We start from the raw sequence: 22740 nt of genomic DNA, 5'->3' as shown, positions 1-22740 counted from the left end.
CGGCGAACGATGTCGCCAGGCTCGAAGGGGATGTCGATAATGGCGTGCAGTGCAGACATTCAAAACCCCTTCCTGTTTCTTAATTCAATTCTGGTGCATCTTTTATCATATTTTGCCGTCCTGGTTGAGCTCCTCGACCACTTTTTCTCGCAACAACACCTGCTCTTGCTCGTTTAATGGTCGATCTTCCTTGTTGGTGAGACTGAAAAAGTCTTCGACCCGTTCGCCGATGGTGGTGATTTTGGCGGCGTGCAGGTTGAGACCCAGTCGACTGAAGACCGAGCCGATGCGGGCCAGCAGGCCGGGGGTGTCGAGCGCAACCAGCTCCATCAGGGTACGTTTGGTCAGCCGCTGGGGCTGCAGAAAATTGACCTGAGTCGTGACGGTAAATTCCCGATGCCGTCGTGAAGGCGGACGAATACGCACCGTGGGCGGCGCCGGGATCAGCAGCACCTCGCTCAGGCTGTGACACAGATCGCTGAGTCGGTCGCCACTCACCGGCTGGCCGTCGGGTTCGAGCACGATAAAGGTATCCAGGGCATAACCGTCTTTCGAGGTCATGATCTGGGCATCGTGGATGTTGAGATTTTTCTGATCCAGCGCCGCCGCCACCCGGCCGAACAGGTTGGGGGAGTCGGGGCTGTAGATAAACAGCTCGCTGCCGCCCCGGCCCGGTTGCTGACTGATTTGTACCAGGGGGCGCCAGCTGTCGTGGTGGGCCAGAATATGGCGGCTGTGCCAGGCGATTTGATCCGGCGTGTGGCGCAGAAAATAATCGGCAGTAAAGCGGGCCCACAGCGGCTTTATTTGTGCGACCGGGGTATCCAGGTGCTCCAGAATCTGGCGGGCCTGACGTTGGTTTTCGCGGATGCGCAGACGCAGATCCGGCGGGTTTTCCAGGCCCCGGCGCAGCGCCTTCTGGGTGGCGAAATAGAGCTCGCGCAGCAGGGTCCCTTTCCAGTCGTTCCACAGGTGATCGTTGGTGGCGCAGATATCGGCCACCGTCAGACTATAGAGAAAGTCCAGACGCAGCTCGTCTCTGACCAGGCCGGCAAATTCGCCGATCACATCCGGATCGTAGATGTCACGACGTTGCGCGGTGACCGACATCAGCAGGTGGTGGCGTACCAGCCAGGCCACCAGACGGGCGTCGGATTTGTCCAGATCGTGCTGCAGGCAGAACGCCAGCGCGTCTTCTGCTCCCAGTTCGGAATGATCGCCGCCCCGGCCCTTGGCAATATCATGAAACAACGCGGCAAGGTTGAGCAGCTCGGGCTTGCGCAAGCGGGTGCAGATTTCAAAACACAGCGGGTGACTGTGTTTGGCGGCGGGCTTGCGAAACCGGTAGATGTTTTTAAGTAGCCGGTGGGTATGTTCGTCGACCGGGTAGGCGTGAAACATATCGAACTGCATCTGGCCGACAATTTTACTCCACTGGGGGAAATAGGCGGCGAGAATGCCGTAGCGGTGCATCAGCGTCAGTGCCAGGCCGCAGCCTCGTGGATGGCGTACCAGCATCATGAACAGCCGCCGGCAATCGGGCCGTTCGCACAGAAATCCGGTCAGGCGACGGCGGGCATCCCGCAACTGGCGCAATGTGGTGGAATAGATGCCGGTGATCTGGGGGTTGGCGGCAATCTGGTAGAAGAGCCGCAGAATGGCCGCGGGCTCGGCTCTGAACAGCTCGGGATTGATGACATCGATCAGGCGACCGCGCAGGCGAAACTCGGGGGTGAGCATCTTCACGTCCATGGCGATATGGCCAAGAATGGCTTCATCGAACAGCTGCAGCAGCATTTCGTTGAGTTCGGCTACCCGCCGTACCGTCTGATAGAAGCGTTTCATCATCTGCTCTATCGGCTCGTTACCCTCGCCGGCAAAGCCCAGCGCCGTGGCCACGGCCCGCTGGCGGTCGAACAGCAGGCGGTTGTCGGGGCGGTGAATGGCCATGTGCAGCGCAAAACGCAGCTTCCACAGAAAATTCTGGCAGTCGAGCAGTTCATGATACTCGGCCCGGCTCAGAAAACCGTGGCTGACCATTTCGCTCAGGGTGGCCGCGCCGAAGTGGCGGCGGGCGACCCAGCTGATGGTTTGAATGTCGCGCAGGCCGCCGGGGCTGCTCTTGATGTCCGGCTCCAGTTTGTAGCTGGTGTCCTGAAACTGGCGATGGCGCTCTTCCTGCTCGGTGCGTTTGGCCTCGAAAAAGGCCTGGCTGGGCCAGAATTTGTCGGGCTGGGTGGCCTGGGTGAGGGCGGCAAAGGTGTCGTAGCAGCCGGTGATCAGTCGCGCTTCAATCAGATTGGTGGCGATGGTGATGTCTTTGTCGCCCTGGCGAATACATTCGGCCACCGAGCGTACACTGTGGCCGACTTCCAGGTGCAGATCCCACAGCAGGGTAACAAAGCTGCCGATACGGTCATTCAGCGCTGCATCGGGGGTGCCGTTGCACAGGATCAGCAGGTCGATATCCGAATAGGGATGCAGTTCGCCCCGGCCGTAGCCGCCTACCGCCACCAGCGCCAGCTGTGGATCCTTGTCCAGGCCATGACGCTGCCACAAGCCGGTGAGTAACTGATCCATATGCTGGGAGCGGGTGACCACCAGCTCCATGATATCGTCGCCGGCATTGAAGCGTTGTTCCAGCCAGTCTTGCAGGCGAGCCAGTATTTCCTTGCACTTGGGCAAGGTCAGTTCGGTAGGGGAAAGCAGGGCCGGAGCGAGCAGGCTGGCGTCCATGAGGCGGCGATATCCTTGTAGGCGTAAGTAACGACTACGTTAGCAAAGTCGGCTTCGGCGGGAAAGCGGATCCCTTGGTGAAGGGCAGAGATAAGCGGCCGTTTGTTGCTATGATGACGTCCTCTGTTTACATGGACACATGGTATTGATGATGACAGCTCGTGCTGAATTGCCCTCCTGGATCCGTCGTTTTATCGGTTCGGGATACCTGCTGCCGGTGCTGTTTTTTGCCTCTCTGCTGGAAGCGATTATCGTTCCTATACCGCTGGAACTTGTGTTGATCCCGCTGTTGCTGCTGGAACGGGATCGACGCTGGTTACTGGCATGGGTGGCCCTGGCAGGCTGTGTGACGGGTGCCGTGCTGGGCTACTGGTTTGGTGCCTTGTTGTTTGACAGTCTGGGTCAGTGGCTGCTTGACACGCTCGGTGCCGCCGAAGAGTTTGAGCATTTCCAACAGGTGCTGGCAAAGGAAGGCTTTATGGCAATAGTGGTGATGGGCGTGACGCCGGTGCCATTTCAGGTGGCCATGCTGGCGGCGGGAGCCGCCGGATACTCGCTGACCGGGTTTGTTCTGGCGGCGACGCTGGCGCGAGGCGTTCGCTATTTTGGTCTGGCACTACTGGTACAGCTGTTTGGCGAGCAGGCCATGACACTGTTTCGCCGGCATGCCCGGCCCGTGGGGTTTGCACTGCTGGCACTGGCGTTGGTGGGTTATGGCGTTCACTGGTGGTTGTCGGCTTGATGGACATCCAGGGATGGGCGTTGCGGATACAATAAAGGCGCCGAAGCGCCCTGATTTCTAGATACTGTGTATCCGTGCTTAATTATTGTCGGCCGCAGGTATTATGCTTGTTGCATGGTTACCTTTGGGGCCTTCTTCGATTTTATATTGTACCAACTGGCCCGCTTTCAGGGTTCTGTATCCGTCCATCTGTATGGTGGAGAAATGTGCAAACACATCGTCACCGCCTTCCTGTGGGCAGATAAAGCCAAATCCCTTAGCATTATTAAACCACTTCACCGTACCGGTCGTCATAACGTCTGCATCCTTTTGCTCAAACATCCAAAACAACATTGAGTAACTGACCACTGCCAGTTTTTACGACAGGCGAACCCGCCGGATGCGGTAATCCGAATGTAAAGTGCCAGATGACACTTGATTACATCGGTTACCAATCAATCACTCTAGCCAAACACCGGGGCGAGTCAAGCGTTTGTTTGTTATCGCATTATGTCAAAGAAAGACGGTTGACAGCACGGGTGTAAGCGGTAGTGTGAAGGAAAGACTGACAGCCGCGTTCCTGATATCCTGACCAAAAGAGCCAGCTCTTGGCCTGAAAGCGACGCCCGGCAGCGGCACCACATCCGGCACCGACTGCTGTAGCGAGATCCGGAACAGTGATTTAGAGTAAATATATGAGCAGGAGAACACAGCAGCTTGATGGTGATCAGTTAAAAGAGGCGGAAGAAACAGCGCTGCAACCCCCTCCTATGTACAAGGTCATCCTGAACAATGACGATTACACTCCCATGGATTTTGTGGTGGAGGTACTGCAAAGATTCTTCGTAATGGATGTGGACAAGGCCACGCAGGTGATGATGGCGGTTCATTATCAGGGGAAAGGAGTCTGTGGTCTGTTTACCGCAGAAATAGCTGAAACCAAGGTAGCGCAAGTGAACAAGTTTGCCCGTATGCATGAACATCCGCTGTTGTGCACCATGGAGCAGGAATGAGTCAGTACCCGCCGCAACGGGACACCGCAGTTTTTTAGGGGAGGTGCCTATGTTGAACAAAGACCTTGAGAGCACATTGAACGACGCTTTCAACGAAGCGCGCCGTGCTCGCCACGAGTTTATGACGGTGGAGCACCTGCTACTCGCGCTGTTGAACAATCCGTCTGCCCAGGAGGCCCTGACGGCCTGTGGCGCAGATCTCGAACAGCTACGCCGTGAAACCCATCTCTTTATCGAACAGACCACACCGCTGATACCGGCGGGAGACGATGAAATAGAAACGCAACCGACCCTCGGTTTTCAGCGCGTGCTGCAGCGGGCGGTCTTTCATGTGCAATCTTCCGGCAACGCCGAAGTGACGGGGGCCAATGTACTGGTCGCCATCTTCAGCGAGCAGGAGTCTCAGGCCGCCTACCTGCTGAAAAAGGTGCAGATCAGTCGACTGGATGTGGTTAACTTTCTGTCTCATGGTGTGCGCAAAGACGGTCAGCAGGAAGAGGCACCACCCGCCCAACTGGAAGAAAACACCGACGAGGCGGCCAACAACCAGACCGAAGGCTTTGTCATCAACCTGAACCAGTGGGTGAAGGAAGGTCGCATCGATCCGCTTATCGGCCGGGATCATGAAGTGAATCGCGCCATTCAGGTGCTGTGTCGTCGGCGCAAGAACAACCCGCTGCTGGTAGGCGAGGCCGGGGTCGGTAAAACGGCCATCGCCGAGGGCCTGGCTTATCGCATCGTACATGGTGATGTGCCGGAAATCATCGCCGACAGCATCATCTATTCGCTGGATATGGGCTCCTTGCTGGCGGGCACCAAGTATCGTGGTGATTTCGAGAAGCGCTTCAAGGCGTTGCTCAAACAGTTCGAGAAACAGAAAGGCGCCATCCTGTTTATCGATGAAATTCACACCATCATCGGCGCCGGTGCCGCCTCGGGTGGCCAGCTGGATGCGGCCAACCTGTTGAAACCCATGCTGTCGAGTGGCCAAATTCGCTGCGTCGGCTCCACCACCTATCAGGAATACAGCCAGATTTTCGAAAAAGACCGGGCGCTGGCGCGGCGCTTCCAGAAAATCGACATCCTGGAGCCATCGGTGGAAGATACCACCAAGATACTGCTGGGGCTGAAGAGCCGTTACGAGTCACATCACGATGTGCGCTATACCGGCAAGGCCATTCGGGCCGCGGCCGAGCTGTCGGCCAAGTACATCAACGACCGGCATCTGCCCGACAAGGCGATTGACGTTATCGACGAGGCCGGGGCGCAAATCCGCATGATGCCCCCTTCCAAGCGCAAGAAGACCATAGGGGTGGGCGATATCGAAGCTATTGTGGCCAAAATTGCCCGCATTCCCGAGAAATCGGTGTCCAGCTCCGACAAGGAGGCGCTGAAGAACCTGGAGCCCAAGCTCAAGATGGTGGTTTTCGGTCAGGACAAGGCGATAGAGGTGTTGACCGACTCCATCCGGCTCAGTCGCTCCGGCCTCGGCAACGAGAAGCGGCCCATCGGCTCCTTCCTGTTTGCCGGCCCGACCGGGGTCGGCAAGACCGAGGTGACCCAGCAGTTGGCGCGGGTACTGGGTATCGAACTGGTACGGTTCGATATGTCCGAATACATGGAGTCCCATACGGTGTCACGCCTTATCGGTGCGCCGCCGGGCTATGTGGGATTCGATCAGGGGGGCTTGCTCACCGATGCGGTTATCAAGCACCCGCACGCGGTGGTGCTGCTCGATGAAATCGAAAAGGCGCACCAGGACGTGTTCAACCTGCTGCTGCAGGTGATGGACAACGGAACCCTCACCGATAACAACGGTCGCAAGGCGGACTTTCGCAACGTGATACTGGTGATGACCACCAACGCCGGGGTGCAGGAGACGATACGCAAGTCCATCGGTTTCCAGCAGCAGGATCACAGTCATGACGCCATGACCGAAATCAACCGCACCTTTGCTCCGGAGTTCCGTAACCGGCTCGACCATATCATCTGGTTCAACCACCTGAACATGGAAGTGATTCACCGGGTGGTGGACAAGTTTATCGTTGAACTGCAGGCGCAGCTGGATGCCAAGGGCGTATCGATGGAAGTGAGCGAGCAGGCTCGTCACTGGCTGGCAGAGCAAGGCTACGACAAGTCGATGGGCGCACGTCCCATGGGGCGGGTGATTCAGGAAAAACTGAAAAAGCCGCTGGCCAACGAGTTGCTGTTCGGCGAACTGGTCGGTGGCGGCTCGGTCAAAGTCACGCTAGAGGACGACAAACTGCATTTTGACTATCAGTCGGAAGCCTCGCTGGCCCACTGAAATCGGGCCTTGGGGCATAGCACCACAATGCCCGGCACCAGTAATGGTGCCGGGCATTTTTTATCCAAGAGGTGTATGCCTGACGGAACAGGGGGCGAACAAATTACCCAAAGGTACAACTACCGGTAACAGACGCCGCCATGTCACACTCGGAGTGACTAGCGAACGGATTAGCGAGCGCGGAAGACGATGCGTCCTTTTGACAGATCGTAGGGAGTCAGTTGAACAGTGACCTTGTCACCGGTGAGGATGCGGATGTAGTTCTTGCGCATCTTGCCGGAGATATGAGCGGTGACCACGTGGCCATTTTCCAGCTCTACGCGAAACATGGTGTTCGGAAGGGTGTCCAGAATGGTCCCTTGCATTTCAATACTGTCTTCTTTAGCCATTGAGTCCTCTTGTTAACGCAGGCAATAAAAACGGCATCGATCATGCCGGATTTCGCCTCAAGTGTAAAGTTTCCGCTCAGTCTTTCATCGCCTGCCAGTGTCCGGCCACGAGTCGCTGATGCGGGCGGAAGTGCTGTTTATAATTCATTTTTTTACAATCATCCACCTGGTAGCCCAGATAAACCCAGCTCTTGTTCAAACCTGACGCCAGTTCCAGTTGGCTCAAAATGGCGAAAGTACCCAGGGATCTGTGCTCCAGAGCGGGATCGTAAAAAGTGTACATGGCGCTGAGTGCATGGCCGAGCAGGTCGGTGACCGCCACCGCGACCAGCTGTTGATCCAGCCGGAATTCCATAAATACCGGCGGCAGCCAGTCACAAAGCAGAAAGCCGTCGTACTGCTGGCGACTGGCGGGATACATGGCCCCATCCTGGTGCCGTTCGTTGATATACCGCTGATACAACCGAAAATACTCCGGCTTTTCCTGTTCACTCAGGCTGACGCTCAGATCCTGGTTTTGCCGCTTGATGCGTTTCTGGCTGCGGCTGGGTGTAAAGCGGGCGACATCGATGCGCAGTGACTCGCAGGCGTGGCATAGCTGGCAGTGCGGGCGATAAATGTCCGAGCCGCTGCGACGAAAGCCCGCGCTGAGCAATTGTTCATACCCTTCCGGACACAGCAGGTCCTTGTCGAGCAAGACCAGCAGTTGTTCCTGCCGGTTGGGCAGATAACTGCATTGGTGTTTGGGCGTCAGCCCCACCTTGAGATTCACTTCTCTCATAACATCAGCTCACCTGGTTGCCAGCACCCATGTGTTAGCGGCTGCTGTTGCAGCTCTTTGAGTTTATGTAAAAAACGCGTGCGCGGCCAGCTGGTTACCCCCAGGCTCATCAGGTGCGGGTTGGGCAGCTGACAGTCGACAAGCTCGCCGCCATGACGGCTCAGGTGCCGGCACAGTGCGAGCATGGCCAGCTTGGAGCCATTATCGACCCGGTGAAACATCGACTCACCACAAAACAGTTTGCCCAGAGCGATGCCATAGAGTCCGGCCACCAGGCTGTCCTCCTGCCAGACTTCGACCGAGTGGGCGTGGCCCTGCTGGTGCAGTCGGCAGTAGGCCTGCTCGATGCCGGGGGTGATCCAGGTGCCCTCGCGATGTTCCCGTAACTGGCGGCAGGCACGAATGACCCGGTCGAAGGCGGTATTGAGGGTAAAATGATACTGGTTACGGCGTGCCAGTTTGGCCAGGCTGCGACTGATGTGCAATTGCGCCGGCTCCAGCACGGCCCTGGGATCGGGTGACCACCACAGCAGGGGCTGGCTTTGATCGAACCAGGGAAATATCCCCATACGATAGGCCAGTAACAGTCGCTCGGGGCTCAAGTCACCGCCCATGGCCAACAGACCATCGGGATCGTTCAGCGCCAGCGCCGGATCCGGAAACCAGAGCCGGTTATCGAGTAAGGTCAGCATGGCAGCCCCGGTCAGTCCTGACTCGCATCGAGCCAGTCTTTACCGGTTTGTTGCTCGATATAGTCGCGAATGAACTGGCGTACCTTCTGGGATGGGGTCACGTCTTCTTCGGCGCAAAGCTGTTCAAACAACGCCTTTTTTCGAGGGTCTATCAGCAGGGTCAGGCGAGCGGTTCTTTGTTCCATATCGGCTCCGATAACGACTAAAACATGTTAATCATATTAACATTGAATGATTAATTGATGAGCATATAATCGATTGAATAATACTAATATAAATTATCGCCGGGAGAGAACCATGCCGCATCGGGCCCACCTGTTTTCGTTACGCATCGGCCATGCTTTACGCGAAAGCTGCCTGCAGGAACAATATGGTCGCCAACGTTTGCTCAAGGATGTGCTGGCCGGGATCACGGTGGGCATTATCGCCATTCCGCTGGCCATGGCGCTGGCCATTGCCAGCGGGGTTGCCCCTCAGTACGGGTTGTACACCGCCATTATCGCCGGCTTTATCATTGCGTTGACCGGTGGCTCCCGACTCAGTATTTCCGGCCCTACCGCCGCCTTTGTGGTGATTCTTTATCCCATCGCTCAGCAGTACGGCCTGGGTGGCCTGCTGTTGGCGACCGTCATGTCCGGGGCCATCCTGGTGGGCATGGCGCTGGTGCGACTGGGTCGTCTGATCGAGTACATTCCCGAGCCGGTTACTCTCGGTTTTACCGGTGGCATAGCGGTGGTGATTGCCACCCTGCAGTTGAAAGACTTTCTGGGCTTGAACCTGACGGCGTTGCCCGAGCACTATGCGGGCAAGGTGGCAGCCCTGGTGTCGGCCTTTCCGGGGCTGCACTGGCCCAGCCTGGTCATAGCGCTGCTTACCCTGGCCATCATGCTGCTCTGGCCCCGGCTGAAAACCGGGGTGCCGGCCCATTTGCCGGCGGTGATCCTGGCCAGTGTCATCACCCTGTTGCTGAATCGCCAGGGCATGGATATCGCCACCATCAGCAGCCAGTTCAGTTATCTGCTACCGGATGGCAGCAGCGGGCAGGGCATTCCGCCGGTGTTGCCCGAATGGATCTGGCCCTGGCTGCAACCGGGGCCGGGGGGGAGCGAGTTAACGCTGAGCTGGGCGCTGTTGCGCGACTTGCTGCCGGCCGCCTTCGCCATCGCCATGCTGGGGGCCATCGAGTCGTTGTTGTGCGCCGTGGTGCTGGATGGCATGACCGGCAAGCGTCACAGCGCCAACAGCGAACTGCTGGGGCAGGGTATTGGCAATATCATAGCGCCGTTTTTCGGCGGCATTACCGCCACCGCCGCCATTGCCCGCTCGGCCGCCAACGTCAAGGCCGGTGCCGAGTCACCGGTGGCGGCCATGGTGCATGCGCTGGTGGTACTGGCCGGACTGGTATTGCTGGCTCCCTTGCTGGCCTATTTGCCGATGCCGGCCATGGCGGCTCTGCTGATGGTGGTGGCCTGGAACATGAGTGAGGCCCACAAGGCGGTCAAGCTGCTGAAAACCGCCCCGGTGGCCGACATGCTGGTGTTTTTGACCTGCTTTTCGCTCACCATACTGTTCGACATGGTGCTGGCGATTACCGTCGGTATTCTGGTGGCCGCGGTGCTGTTCGTACGCGACATCGCCGAGATGACCCGGGTGTCGGATATTTCCGGACATCGGCGACTGCTGGAAACACCGCTGCCGGCGGGCTGGTCGGTGTTCAAGATCAATGGCCCGCTGTTTTTTGCCGCCGCCGACCGGGTGTTCAGCGAGCTGGCCGAGATGTCCCGGCAACGGCGTGGCGTCGTACTCTATATGGATGGGGTGGCTATTCTGGATGCGGGCGGCATGGCGGCGCTGAATCGCTTTATCGAGCGGTGCCGAGAGGAGCAGATCGAGGTGGTGATGGCAGATCTGCAATATCAGCCACTGAAGACGCTGGCCAGAGCCGGTGTCAAGCCGGTTTCCGGTGAGCTGACCTTTTACTCGACCCTGCAGGAAGCGATGGAGAAGGTGGCCAAGGCACCGCTGACTGCCGTCGGATAAGCTTGCCTTTCTCGTCACCTTCGCGGGAATGACAACAGAACCACATCTGTGATGCCCCATTGCTTATCGATAGAAACAGAAACGGCGCTGTAGCAACAGCGCCGTTTTTTATTACCGTATGTGGCTGGTGTTTTACTTCAGGCCGTCGAGGTAGCGTTCGGCATCCAGTGCCGCCATGCAACCGGTACCGGCTGAGGTAATGGCCTGGCGATAAACGTGATCCATGACGTCACCGGCGGCAAACACGCCTTCGATGCTGGTCTGGGTGGCATTGCCATGCAGGCCGGACTGTACCTTGAGGTAGCCGTTTTCCATCTCCAGCTGACCTTCGAAGATCTGGGTGTTGGGCTGATGGCCGATGGCGATGAAAACGCCGGCCAGCTCCAGCTGCTCGGTGGCATCGGTCCGGGTGTCTCTCAGGCGAACACCGGTCACGCCCATCTCGTCGCCCAGCACTTCGTCCAGGGTACGGTTGGTGTGCAGCACTATGTTGCCGTTCTCTACCTTGTCCATCAGGCGGTCGATCAGAATCTTCTCGGAGCGGAACTGTTCGCGTCTGTGTACCAGATGTACCTCGGCGGCGATATTGGACAGATACAGCGCTTCTTCTACTGCGGTGTTACCACCGCCGACCACGGCGACTTTCTGGTTGCGATAGAAAAAGCCGTCGCAGGTGGCACAGGCGGATACGCCACGGCCCTGATAGGCTTCTTCCGAGGGCAGGCCCAGGTATTTGGCGGAAGCGCCGGTGGCGATTACCAGGGCATCACAGCTGTATTCGCCATCGTCGCCTTTCAGGCGGAACGGACGTTGCTGCAGATCCACGCTGTTGACATGGTCGAACAGGATCTCGGTTTCAAAGCGCTCGGCGTGCTCTTTCATGCGCTCCATCAACGCCGGACCGGTCAGTCCTTCGGCGTCACCCGGCCAGTTTTCCACTTCGGTGGTGGTGGTCAGCTGACCACCCTGTTGAATACCGGTTACCAGTACCGGATTAAGGTTGGCGCGGGCCGCATAAACGGCGGCGGTATACCCTGCAGGGCCAGAACCCAGAATCAGCAGTTTGGCGTGTTTGGCTTGGCTCATTTGTCTCTCCAACCTTGGCACATAGGCAGATAAAAAGTGGTCCCGATTGTAGGGGATAGGCCAGAGGGAATAAAGCGCCACGAGGGTGATTGTCGCCACCGGCATGGTGCAAAAGGGCTTGTTTTAACGAGAACATTATGACGATGGCAAGTTATAACGAATAGTTATGCAATATAACGTTTTCCGACATGAGCGGTGGTGGTGGCATTAAATCAACATAAAATAGGTTTTTTATGTTAATTCACAGGTGTAGTATCGGTAATGTAGATAGCTGGCGGATACTTAACCTGTTTTTTGACGAAAACGATCAGGCTTGACGTCTCCGTAGTTAAAATAGCCGGTTGCAGGCATAAAAATTTGGTAATGATAGTTATTTCATATGAATATCAAACGTATGTGCTATCTGTTTGCTATTTGCCATGTTAAGCTACTGAATATCTCGATTGTATACATAATCGTTTTTTCTGTTTTTTTATTTGCTTTTAGCCTGTGGGTTGCAATGCCGGATATCGCCGCCGAGCGTTGGCAACTGGTTGAAAAACTGGCTTCTGGTGAAAGGGCTATTGCAGAGATGTATGGTTTTATGCCATATAGGTTTAATGTTCATAGTGGAATGTATCGAAAATGAGTCAAAGGATGGATGAAGTGTTGGATTTAAACAGCAGGCCGGCCAAAGAGCTCGACCGTATCGATCGCAACATACTCAATGAACTGCAGCAAGACGGCCGTATTTCCAACGTAGAGTTGTCAAAGCGTGTCGGGCTTAGCCCGACGCCTTGCCTCGAGCGGGTACGTCGTCTGGAGCGTCAGGGTTATATCGAAGGTTATACCGCCATTCTCAACCCCCAGTTCCTGGATGCGTCGCTGCTGGTTTTTGTTGAAATTACCCTTAACCGCGGCACACCGGACGTGTTTGACGAATTTAACGACGCGGTGCAGAAGCTCGAAGAAATACAGGAATGCCATCTGGTATCCGGTGACTTCGACTACCTGCTCAAGACCCGGGTGGCCGACATGTCTGCCTATCGCAAGCTGCTGGGCGAAACCCTGTTGCGGCTGCCGGGCGTGAACGATACCCGCACCTATGTGGTGATGGAGGAGGTAAAGCAGAGCAACCGTCTGGTGATAAATACCCGATAAGCTGTGCTAATGCGTCTGGCTCTGGTATTTTTATGCCGGGCGGGGACCGATGTGAACCTGACTCTGCGAGCGGCCCCGGCCGCTCGTTTGTCGTTTGATGGCTGACGACTTTTACTGTCGCAGCCTTTCTATTGCGTGACACAACCTATAAGAGCGAGGAGCGGGCGTTTGGCGGAGAAAAAGCTGTTTACTCCCATGTCTGGTTTACAGCGTCTGTTTGAGGCCGGATTGATCAGCATTATTTTACTGGCGATCTTCATGATGTTATCGCTGGTTTCTTACCATCCCTCGGATCCGGGCTGGTCGCAAACCGCATGGGGCGGAGACATTCGCAATGCTGCCGGGCCGGCGGGGGCCTGGCTGGCAGACATACTGCTGTTTGCCTTCGGCTTCTCGGCCTATATGGTGCCATTTTTCATGGTGCTGATCGGCTGGGTGACCCTGTGGCGCCCGCGGGCATTGAGCGATATCTGCTATCTGACCCTGAGCCTGCGCATTATCGGCTTTCTGATGTTATTGCTCAGTCTGCTGGCGCTGGCCAGCATGAACGTGGGCAATATCTATTACTTTTCTTCCGGCGGCCTCATCGGCGATATGCTGGCCTCGGCCCTGAGCTCGATATTTGGCTCCCTGGGCACCACCCTGGTGCTGTTGTGCGGCTTTGCCACCGGCGTCACCTTCTTCAGCGGCTGGTCCTGGTTGTTGATCGTCGAGCGGCTGGGCGCGGCGGTATTGAATGCGCCTGATTGGCTCAGTCAGATTCCGCAGCGGCTGGTCGACTGGCAGAGTGGCGCCGGGCGTCGCCGCGAGAGCCCCGGCGAACCCGCCATACCGGCTCAAACAGCGGCAGTTGCCGAGGCCGAGCCAAATACGGCCGAGGCGGGATTCGTGGGTTGGCGCCGGTTCAAGGAGCGACTGGGTGGTCAGGTAGAATCAGACACGAGTCCGGAGCCGGAATGGGAGCGGGTACAGGAAGCAGAACAGGACGATCCCCTGTTGGCCCCGGCTGCCGCCATTGTAGAAAAACGGGCTCCGATCCAGAAGAAAACCCCGCCGGTACGCAAAGAGCCGGTACTGGGCGCCGTTTCCGAGCAGGACACGGCCATTGCCACCCTCGCCGAGGCGAACGGCTGGGCCCTGGACGATGACGATAATGACGAGCTGGATCTGCCCTGGCTGAACGAGGGCGATGCCCCGGCCGACCCGGCTTCGGTACCGGCGCCACCACAGCCGGCGCCGGTGGCTTCAAAGCGCAACGATCTGTCTCCCTTGCCCTCGGTCGAGCTGCTGGACTTGCCCAAGCCCCGGCAACACACGGTCAGCGAGGCGGAACTCGACCGCATCGCCCGGTTGGTGGAAGCCAAGCTGGCGGATTACAACGTGCAGGCCAACGTGGTCGGAGTCTATCCGGGCCCGGTGATTACCCGTTTCGAGCTGGATCTGGCGCCCGGGGTCAAGGTCAGCAAAATCACCAATCTGGCCCGGGATCTGGCCCGCTCGCTGTCCGCCATCAGTGTGCGAGTAGTGGAAGTCATTCCCGGCAAGCCCTATGTGGGTCTGGAGCTGCCCAATACTCGGCGCGAAACCGTCTATCTGCGCGAGGTGATGGACAGCGACGCCTTCGCCCGCAACGATCATCCCTTGACCCTGGTGCTGGGCCAGGATATTGCCGGCGAGCCGGTGATCGTCAACCTGGCCAAGATGCCCCACGTGCTGGTGGCCGGTACCACCGGCTCCGGTAAGTCGGTGGGGGTCAACGTCATGATATTGTCGATGCTGTACAAGGCCACGCCGGACGAAGTGCGCTTCATCATGATCGATCCCAAGATGCTGGAATTGTCGGTCTACGAAGGCATACCGCATCTGCTGACCGAGGTGGTCACCGACATGAAAGAGGCCGCCAATTCCCTGCGCTGGTGCGTGGGCGAAATGGAACGTCGTTACAAGCTGATGTCGGCCATGGGGGTGCGTAATCTCAAGGGCTTCAACACCAAGGTGCAGGATGCCATTGATGCCGGTGAGCCGCTGCGGGATCCTCTGTGGGAGCCGACCCAGTCGATGGACACCTATCCGCCGGCGCTGGAAAAGCTGCCCCATATCGTGGTGGTGATCGACGAGTTTGCCGACATGATGATGATCGTCGGCAAGAAGGTGGAAGAGCTGATCGCCCGTATCGCCCAGAAGGCGCGGGCGGCCGGTATTCATTTGATTCTGGCGACCCAGCGGCCGTCGGTGGATGTGATCACCGGTCTTATCAAGGCCAACATTCCGACCCGAATGTCGTTTCAGGTGTCGAGCAAAATCGACTCGCGCACCATTCTCGATCAACAGGGGGCCGAATCGCTGCTGGGCATGGGCGACATGCTCTATCTGCCCGCCGGCGACAGCAACCCGACCCGGGTACACGGCGCCTTTGTGGACGATCATGAAGTGCACCGGGTCGTCGCCGCCTGGAAGGAGCGGGGTGAACCGAATTATATCGAGGATATTCTGAGCGGCGAAGTGGGCGCCGATGGCCTGCTGCCCGGCGAAGCGCCGGAAGGCGGTGATGAAGAGCTGGACCCGCTGTTTGACGAAGCGGTGGCTTTTGTCGTAGAGAGCCGTCGTGGCTCTACCTCCAGCGTGCAGCGCAAGTTAAAAATAGGCTACAACAGGGCCGCCCGGATGATCGAACAGATGGAATACCAGGGTATCGTCAGTTCCGCCGGCGGCAACGGTCAACGTGAAGTGCTGGCGCCTCCGCCAGCCAGGGAGTAACCATGAAAAAACTGGCAACCGTGGGAATACTGCTGTGGTCGGTAAGTGCCGTGGCACTGGCCGATGCGCGCGCCGAATTGCAGCAGAAGCTGGCCTCCTTCGACCGATTCTCAGCCAGCTTCAGCCAGCAGGTATTCGATGAGCAGGGGGCACCGATGCAAAGTGCTCAAGGCACCATGCAGCTGGCCCGGCCCGACCGGTTTCGCTGGCATACGGTGTCACCGGACGAGAGTCTGATCGTGTCCAACGGCAATGATGTCTGGGTGTACGACCCCTTCGTGGAGCAGGTGAGCATAGCGCCGCTGGAGCAGGCGATTCAGAACACGCCGTTTCTGCTGATTGCCGGCGGTGACGGTCGGCGCTGGCAGCAATACGATGTGGCCCGCCAGGGCGCCGATTATGTGGTGACCAGCAAGGATCCGGGCGAGCTGATCAGTCAGTTCAGCCTGCGCTTCGATCGCAGCAACCGCATTCAGCGCTTCACGGTGATCGAGTCCGGCGGCCAGCGCAGCGAATTTACCCTGCAGCAGGTGAATACCAAACCCGCCACCGGGGCCGACACCTTTACCTTTACGCCCCCGGACGGGGTCATGGTCGACGACCAACGCTGAGGGACTTGATACAGCAGGTAGTCGGACAAAGGGCACTACTCCGCCGACACGCCGTAAACCCCTCCCTGGGGGCTCCGCTGCGCCATCCATGGCGCAGAGGGTCGGCAGAGCAGACACCCTTTATCCTCCCTCTGGCAGCTGAGTCGCCTGTTGGCATCGCCAGCAGATGACTCGGGGATTAAGAAGAGGCAACAGGGATTGCCTCCGCCGACCGTCACATGCCAGGGACGGCATGTGCTGAGCGTCACAGGGATGTGCTCGAAGCGTGTCGGGGGAGGTAACCCTGCTGCCTCTTTATTCCACAGTTGATTTGTGACCTATAGACAAGTTGACTGCTTACCGCTTTGTTTTATGGGGATGAAATGACATGAGCACCCTGAGTCTGGACTTTGAACAGGACGACTTTCGCCCACTGGCGGCGCGGATGCGACCGCAACGGCTGGAACAATACCTGGGCCAGGTGCATATTCTGGGGCCGGGCAAGCCGTTGCGCCGGGCGCTGGAAGCCGGTCACTGTCATTCCATGATACTGTGGGGGCCGCCGGGCACCGGCAAAACCACCCTGGCCGAGCTGATTGCCCACTACTGTGATGCCCAGGTAGAGCGAGTGTCGGCGGTGACCTCCGGCGTCAAGGAGATCCGTGCCGCCATCGAGCGGGCGCGGGAGCACAAGCTGGCCGGCCGGCGCACCATACTGTTTGTGGACGAAGTACACCGCTTCAACAAATCCCAGCAGGATGCCTTCTTGCCTCATATCGAGGATGGCACCGTCACCTTTATCGGCGCCACCACCGAAAATCCCTCTTTCGAGCTGAACAACGCACTCTTGTCCCGGGCCCGGGTTTATCTGCTCAAGCGACTGGAGCCGGCCGAAATCGAGCAGATGATTGCTCAGGCGTTGACCGACGAGCGTGGACTGGCCGGGCAGGGCATAGTGCTGGCCGACGGGGTGCAGCGGGCGCTGGCCGAGCTGGTGGACGGCGATGGTCGCAAGGCGCTGAATTATCTGGAGCTGCTGGCAGACATGGCCGAAGACGTCGAGGGTCTTCGCCGTATCGACAAGACGCTGCTGGCGGAGGTGACCGGCGAGCGGCTGGCCCGGTTCGATAACCAGGGCGATCTCTATTACGACCTGATTTCAGCGATACACAAGTCGATTCGCGGCTCCAACCCGGACGCCGGCCTCTACTGGTATGCGCGCATGATCAGTGCCGGCTGCGATCCGCTCTATATCGCCCGTCGTCTGCTGGCTATCGCTTCGGAAGACGTCGGTCTGGCCGATCCCAAGGCGATGGAGGTGGCACTGGCCGCCTGGGATTGCTTTACCCGGGTCGGTCCGGCGGAAGGAGAGCGCGCCATCGCCCAGGCTATCGTTTATCTGGCCTGTGCCCCCAAGAGCAATGCGCTCTATACCGCCTGGAAAGCGGCGCTGAAAGATGCCCGAGAACTGCCCGATTATGAAGTGCCGGTACATTTGCGCAACGCGCCCACCAGACTGATGAAAGAGCTGGGTCATGGCGCCGAATATCGATACGCCCACAACGAGCCGGGTGCCTATGCCGCCGGCGAAGTGTATCTGCCGGAGGCGCTGACACAACGGCGTTATTACGAGCCCAGCGAGCGAGGTTTCGAGCAAAAGGTCAGGGCCAAGCTAGACTACCTGAACAGTCTCGACGAGCAGGCCGGTGGCTAGTTGGCTCCCACCCCGCTAAGCTGATAAACTTGACATCGATTTAGTGACTTCCGACCCTGCGTATGACACGCAGTACAAGCATCAAATAAGGTAACTCATGCTGGACTCCAAATACCTGCGCGGCGATATCGCCGACACGGCGGCGCGGCTGGCAAGCCGTGGTTTTACACTCGACATCGACCTGTTCAACGGCCTCGAAGAAAAGCGGAAGTCTCTGCAATCCCGTACCCAGGAACTGCAGGCCGAGCGCAATGCCCGCTCCAAGGCCATCGGCCAGGCGGCGCGCAGCGGTGAAGACATAGCCCCGTTGAAGGCGGCGGTCACGGCCATCAATGACGAGCTGGACGGCTGCAAGGTTGAGCTGGACCAGTTGCTGAGTGAAATTGAAGCCTTCGGTGCCGCCATTCCGAACCTGCCGCACGAGTCGGTGCCGGTCGGTAAAAGCGAAGACGACAACCAGCAGGTTCGGGTCTGGGGTGAGCCTACCGCCTTCGATTTTGAACCGCGTGACCATGTGGCGCTGGGCGAAGCGCTGTCCGGTCTGGACTTCAAGGGCGCGGTCAAGATCTCCGGCTCCCGCTTCGTGATCATGCAGGGCCAGATTGCCCGCATGCACCGGGCCCTGGCGCAATACATGCTGGACTTGCACACCAACGAGCACGGCTACATCGAGTGTTATGTGCCTTATCTGGTGAACAGCGACAGTCTGTACGGCACCGGTCAGCTACCCAAGTTTGCCGCCGACCTGTTCCATACCGCCATCGAAGGGGAAGGCGACGAAGCCGGCAAGACCCGCCGTTTCTCGCTGATCCCCACCTCGGAGGTGCCGCTGACCAACATCGGCCGGGACGAGATCTTCGATGCCAAGGAGCTGCCACTGAAATTCACCGCCCATACTCCTTGCTTCCGCTCCGAAGCGGGATCCTATGGCCGTGATACCCGCGGTCTGGTGCGCATGCATCAGTTCGACAAGGTGGAAATGGTACAGCTGGTTCATCCGGATCACTCCTGGGATACCCTGGAAGAAATGGTCGGCCACGCCGAGAAGGTACTGCAGGGCCTGAATCTGCCCTACCGGGTAATGGCCTTGTGTACCGGTGACATGGGCTTTGGCGCCGCCAAAACCTATGATCTGGAAGTGTGGCTGCCGGCCCAGAACACCTACCGTGAAATTTCGTCGGTATCCAACTGTGGTGACTTCCAGGCGCGCCGCATGCAGGCGCGGGTACGGGGTGCCGATGGCAAGCCCCAGTTGCTGCATACCCTGAACGGCTCCGGACTGGCCGTGGGCCGTACCCTGGTGGCGGTACTGGAAAATTACCAGCAGGCAGACGGCCGCATCGCGGTGCCCGAGATCCTGCAGCCTTATATGGGCGGCCTGCAGTACATCGGTTGAGCCTGATGACTTGAGTCAAGCAAGCCGGGGCCATGCTCCGGCTTTTTTACGGGATTTTCAGACAGAATTTAGTTTTATCTTGAATGAAATTTATCCGCTTTTTCTTCGCCTTTTGCCACCCTCCTTTGGTAGAATGCGCGGCATTCAAGAGGTTCCCGGCAATACATGATGGTTTGGATAGACTACGTAATTCTCGGCATTATCGGCCTTTCTGCACTCATCAGCCTGGTCAGGGGATTTGTGAAAGAGGCGATGTCACTCGCTACCTGGTTGGCTGCTTTCTTCGTTGCCAGTCGCTTCTACGCCGATCTGGCCGTTCATCTCGATATCTCCGATCCCTTATTCCGCAACGGCGCAGCCATTGCCATCCTGTTTGTATTAACCCTGATCCTGGGCGCACTGATTAATTACGTTATCGGTGAGCTGGTGACCAAAACCGGGCTTTCTGGTACCGATCGGGTACTGGGCGTCTGTTTCGGGGCAGTGCGGGGCGTGCTTGTCGTAGCGGCCCTGCTGTTATTTATCGATACCATGACCGCCTTTTCACAGAGTCTGTGGTGGCGTGAATCCCGGTTGATTCCGGAGTTCGGTATCGTGATCCAGTGGTTTTTCAGCCTGGTGCAAAATTCATCCAGCTTTTTACCCCCCAAGCCATAGTGAATTGAGGAAATTAGGACATGTGTGGGATTGTCGGTATTCAAGGCACGACCCCGGTAAATCAGGCGCTGTATGACGGCCTGACGGTACTTCAGCACAGAGGTCAGGATGCGGCCGGCATCGTTACCATCTCGGGAAATACCTTCCGCCAGCGCAAGGCCAATGGTCTGGTGCGGGATGTATTCGAAGAGCGTCATATGGAGCGATTGATCGGCAACGTAGGCATTGGTCATGTGCGTTATCCTACCGCCGGCAGCAGCAGCGTTGCCCAGGCGCAACCCTTCTATGTGAACTCTCCCTTCGGCATTGCCCTGGCGCATAATGGCAATCTGACCAATGCCCGCGAGCTGAAAGAAGAGCAGTTCCGGGTGGCACGCCGTCATATCAACACCACTTCCGACTCCGAAGTGCTGCTGAACGTACTGGCGCATGAGCTGGACCAACAAACACAAACCCTGCACCTCGAGCCGGGCCATGTGTTTGCCGCCGTGAGCAAGGTGCATGAAAAAATTCGCGGTGCCTACGCCACAGTGGCGGTGATTATCGGCCATGGCATGCTGGCATTTCGCGATCCCAACGGCATTCGTCCGCTGGTACTGGGCAAGCGTGACGCCGAAGACGGCAGCACCGAATACATGGTGGCGTCCGAAAGCGTGGCACTGGATGCGGTCGGTTTCAGCCTGATCCGTGATGTCGCGCCGGGCGAGGCCGTGTATATCACCAAACAGGGCGAGCTGTTCAGCCAGCAATGTGCCGCCGAGCCGCAGCACCACTCCTGTATTTTTGAATATGTGTATTTTGCGCGCCCCGATTCCTTTATCGACAAGGTATCGGTTTATGGTGCCCGGGTACGCATGGGTCAGAAGCTGGGTGCCAAAATCGCCCGGGAGTGGGAAGATCTCGACATCGACGTGGTGATCCCGATTCCCGAAACCTCCTGCGACATCGCGCTGGAAATTGCCCACAACCTGCAATTGCCTTATCGCCAGGGGTTCGTGAAGAACCGCTATATCGGCCGTACCTTCATCATGCCCGGCCAGCAGCAGCGTCGGCAATCGGTACGTCGCAAGCTCAATGCCATTCCGTCGGAATTTGCCGGCAAGAATGTACTGCTGGTAGATGACTCTATCGTTCGTGGTACTACCTCCGAGCAGATTATTCAGATGGCACGGGATGCGGGTGCCAAGAAGGTGTATTTTGCTTCTGCCGCCCCCGAAATTCGCTTCCCCAACGTGTATGGCATCGACATGCCTTCCGTGAACGAGCTGATAGCCTACGGCCGTGAAGTGGAAGAAATCTGTCAGCTGATTGGTGCCGACGGCCTGATTTATCAGGAGCTGGAAGATCTGGAAGATGCGGTGCGCCATTTCAATCCGGAGCTGCGTCGCTTCGAGACCTCGGTCTTTACCGGTGAGTACGTGACTCAGGATGTGAACCAGGAATATCTGGATGAGCTGAATGCGTTACGTAACGACAACAGCAAGCAGAATGACAGTATCGACAACAGTCATCTGGAAATCTATAACGAAGGTCAGTCGTAATAACGACCGGCAATAAAGCAAAAAAAAGGGGTCCTCGGACCCCTTTTTCAATGCAGTGGCAACATGACTCAGTGGGTGTAAATCGGGCCAAAGCCCCAGCTCCAGACGATAACGGAGCCAACCATGATGCACACCAGCAGCACCAGGCCACAGGTCACCACCGAGCTGGCGTAGATAAAACCGCGCTCTTCGGGAATATGCATGATGATGGGGACGCCGGAATACAGCAAATAGACCGAATAGCTCAGCCCCGCCAGCCCGACCATCATCAGAAAGATGGGTTCGGGATAAAACAGGCCCAGCCCGGTCATGAACAGGGGCGTGGCGGTATAGGCGGCGAGTTCCATGCTCTGGGTAAAACTCGGGTTGGCGCCAAAGGTTTTTGCCATCCAGAACGTCAGATAGGCGAGGGCAAAGACACCGCCGATCAGGGTGAAGTACATACCGACAGACATCACCAGCGCGCTTTCTGTGGTGAGCATGATGGTACTATTGACGCTGGATCCGAAATTCCAGCCAATCATGCTGGCAGAGATATAGGCACATGCCGAGGGTATCAGGGCGATAAACATCAGGTGTACCAGGCTGTAGCTCAGGCTCTCGTGGTGGTGGTCTATGGTATGCCATTCTTCTTTGGGGTGCGCATAAAGACCCCAGATATGGTTTAAAATCATAGCGTTATCCCCTCAAACGTCTTCATTGCCAGACGGCTCCTGCCAGGTGGCTGACCCAAGAATAAAACGGATTACGTCCGTTCTTTCCTCTAACTAGTTATTGGCCAGAGTCCCATGAACGTCAAGTTTGTCTACGTATTAACCACAGGTTTGCTGCCTGGTTCAATCTTTGGCGAGGGCATTCGGATGTCATCCCGTCAGGCTGCTATGGAAAAAGCTCCGCTGCTCCTGCACGCGGGAAGCGCCGGTATTCTGAGATAGCCGGCCCGGCCCCTTGAGTTAGGACCGCATCAAAAGGGACTAATACCAATTTGAATAAACATCTGATCATTTTAACCCCAGGATCAGAGGCAACACAGCCACCTCCCACGACACGCCACTGGTAAATGACACTCACCATTACAGCCTACTGCGAACATTCACTGGATGTTCGGTCAGGCTGCAACCGTTCGTCACGGCGGGACAAGCTCGCCCCCCGAGGGCTCGGGAAATGCAGTCTGACCGCCAT

The 22740-nt window shown here is 57.5% G+C and carries 20 protein-coding genes; 12 read left to right on the top strand and 8 right to left on the bottom strand.

The window, feature by feature from the left end:
- Window positions 1–105: 105 nt before the first annotated feature.
- Entirely contained in the window at window positions 106–2736 is a 2631-nt protein-coding gene (gene glnD / locus ABD827_RS11525) for a bifunctional uridylyltransferase/uridylyl-removing protein GlnD (protein WP_344964912.1), read from the bottom strand.
- 148 nt (window positions 2737–2884) lie between these two features.
- Here glnD and ABD827_RS11520 point away from each other — a divergent pair, with 148 nt between their 5' ends.
- Window positions 2885–3478 carry a YqaA family protein gene (locus ABD827_RS11520; protein WP_344964911.1) on the top strand — a complete coding sequence of 198 codons (594 nt, stop codon included), beginning with the start codon at window positions 2885–2887 and terminating at the stop codon, window positions 3476–3478.
- A 78-nt stretch (window positions 3479–3556) separates the two neighbouring features.
- On the opposite strand, the gene cspD is transcribed toward ABD827_RS11520, so the two are convergent.
- Complete coding sequence (cspD, locus tag ABD827_RS11515) at window positions 3557–3772, bottom strand: cold shock domain-containing protein CspD (protein WP_298719323.1); 216 nt, start codon at window positions 3770–3772, stop codon at window positions 3557–3559.
- Between the two features lie 380 nt (window positions 3773–4152).
- Between cspD and clpS the strand changes: the two genes are divergently transcribed.
- Window positions 4153–4470 (top strand): ATP-dependent Clp protease adapter ClpS, encoded by a 318-nt coding sequence (gene clpS / locus ABD827_RS11510; protein ID WP_298719321.1) that lies wholly within the window; start codon window positions 4153–4155, stop codon window positions 4468–4470.
- A gap of 49 nt (window positions 4471–4519) precedes the next feature.
- On the top strand, window positions 4520–6775 hold the full coding sequence (gene clpA, locus ABD827_RS11505; protein WP_298719320.1) for an ATP-dependent Clp protease ATP-binding subunit ClpA: 2256 nt from the start codon (window positions 4520–4522) through the stop codon (window positions 6773–6775).
- A gap of 170 nt (window positions 6776–6945) precedes the next feature.
- Here the strand turns inward: clpA and infA are convergent, their stop codons facing one another.
- From infA to ABD827_RS11485, 4 genes are all read right to left on the bottom strand, one after another.
- Entirely contained in the window at window positions 6946–7164 is a 219-nt protein-coding gene (gene infA / locus ABD827_RS11500; RefSeq protein WP_007419779.1) for a translation initiation factor IF-1, read from the bottom strand.
- 76 nt (window positions 7165–7240) lie between these two features.
- On the bottom strand, window positions 7241–7945 hold the full coding sequence (locus ABD827_RS11495) for an arginyltransferase (protein ID WP_344964910.1): 705 nt from the start codon (window positions 7943–7945) through the stop codon (window positions 7241–7243).
- A complete protein-coding gene (aat, locus tag ABD827_RS11490; protein WP_344964909.1) occupies window positions 7942–8637 on the bottom strand; it encodes a leucyl/phenylalanyl-tRNA--protein transferase in 696 nt (231 codons plus the stop codon). The genes ABD827_RS11495 and aat overlap by 4 nt, the downstream gene beginning before the upstream one ends.
- 11 nt (window positions 8638–8648) lie before the next feature.
- On the bottom strand, window positions 8649–8822 hold the full coding sequence (locus tag ABD827_RS11485) for a CopG family transcriptional regulator (protein WP_298719304.1): 174 nt from the start codon (window positions 8820–8822) through the stop codon (window positions 8649–8651).
- 112 nt (window positions 8823–8934) lie between these two features.
- On the opposite strand from ABD827_RS11485, the gene dauA reads away from it, so the two are divergent.
- Entirely contained in the window at window positions 8935–10677 is a 1743-nt protein-coding gene (gene dauA, locus ABD827_RS11480) for a C4-dicarboxylic acid transporter DauA (RefSeq protein ID WP_344964908.1), read from the top strand.
- 132 nt (window positions 10678–10809) lie between these two features.
- Here the strand turns inward: dauA and trxB are convergent, their stop codons facing one another.
- Entirely contained in the window at window positions 10810–11763 is a 954-nt protein-coding gene (gene trxB / locus ABD827_RS11475) for a thioredoxin-disulfide reductase (protein WP_298719300.1), read from the bottom strand.
- Between the two features lie 379 nt (window positions 11764–12142).
- Between trxB and ABD827_RS11470 the strand changes: the two genes are divergently transcribed.
- The 8 genes from ABD827_RS11470 (at window position 12143) to purF (ending at window position 21558) form a co-directional block, all read left to right on the top strand.
- The gene (locus ABD827_RS11470; protein WP_298719299.1) at window positions 12143–12391 is read left to right on the top strand and encodes a hypothetical protein; all 249 of its coding nucleotides are present in this window, start codon (window positions 12143–12145) and stop codon (window positions 12389–12391) included.
- 8 nt (window positions 12392–12399) lie between these two features.
- Window positions 12400–12903 (top strand): leucine-responsive transcriptional regulator Lrp, encoded by a 504-nt coding sequence (gene lrp, locus ABD827_RS11465; protein WP_239552505.1) that lies wholly within the window; start codon window positions 12400–12402, stop codon window positions 12901–12903.
- A gap of 168 nt (window positions 12904–13071) precedes the next feature.
- Window positions 13072–15660, top strand: a complete 2589-nt coding sequence (locus ABD827_RS11460; protein WP_344964907.1) for a DNA translocase FtsK — start codon at window positions 13072–13074, stop codon at window positions 15658–15660.
- A 2-nt stretch (window positions 15661–15662) separates the two neighbouring features.
- Complete coding sequence (gene lolA, locus ABD827_RS11455) at window positions 15663–16271, top strand: outer membrane lipoprotein periplasmic chaperone LolA (protein ID WP_344964906.1); 609 nt, start codon at window positions 15663–15665, stop codon at window positions 16269–16271.
- 367 nt (window positions 16272–16638) lie between these two features.
- Window positions 16639–17964: a replication-associated recombination protein A gene (locus tag ABD827_RS11450; protein ID WP_344964905.1), complete on the top strand. Its 1326-nt coding sequence runs from the start codon at window positions 16639–16641 to the stop codon at window positions 17962–17964.
- A gap of 97 nt (window positions 17965–18061) precedes the next feature.
- Window positions 18062–19360: a serine--tRNA ligase gene (gene serS / locus ABD827_RS11445; protein WP_298719293.1), complete on the top strand. Its 1299-nt coding sequence runs from the start codon at window positions 18062–18064 to the stop codon at window positions 19358–19360.
- A 168-nt stretch (window positions 19361–19528) separates the two neighbouring features.
- Window positions 19529–20017 (top strand): CvpA family protein, encoded by a 489-nt coding sequence (locus ABD827_RS11440; RefSeq protein ID WP_298719340.1) that lies wholly within the window; start codon window positions 19529–19531, stop codon window positions 20015–20017.
- A 20-nt stretch (window positions 20018–20037) separates the two neighbouring features.
- Window positions 20038–21558 (top strand): amidophosphoribosyltransferase, encoded by a 1521-nt coding sequence (gene purF, locus ABD827_RS11435; protein WP_298719291.1) that lies wholly within the window; start codon window positions 20038–20040, stop codon window positions 21556–21558.
- A gap of 68 nt (window positions 21559–21626) precedes the next feature.
- Here purF and ABD827_RS11430 read toward each other — a convergent pair whose 3' ends face one another.
- The gene (locus tag ABD827_RS11430) at window positions 21627–22232 is read right to left on the bottom strand and encodes a Yip1 family protein (RefSeq protein ID WP_298719289.1); all 606 of its coding nucleotides are present in this window, start codon (window positions 22230–22232) and stop codon (window positions 21627–21629) included.
- Between the last annotated feature and the right edge of the window lie 508 nt (window positions 22233–22740).

Origin of the sequence: Oceanisphaera sediminis (assembly GCF_039539745.1) — a bacterium.
Classification (GTDB): Bacteria; Pseudomonadota; Gammaproteobacteria; order Enterobacterales; family Aeromonadaceae; genus Oceanimonas; species Oceanimonas sediminis.
This window is presented reverse-complemented; position numbering and strand designations above follow the sequence as displayed.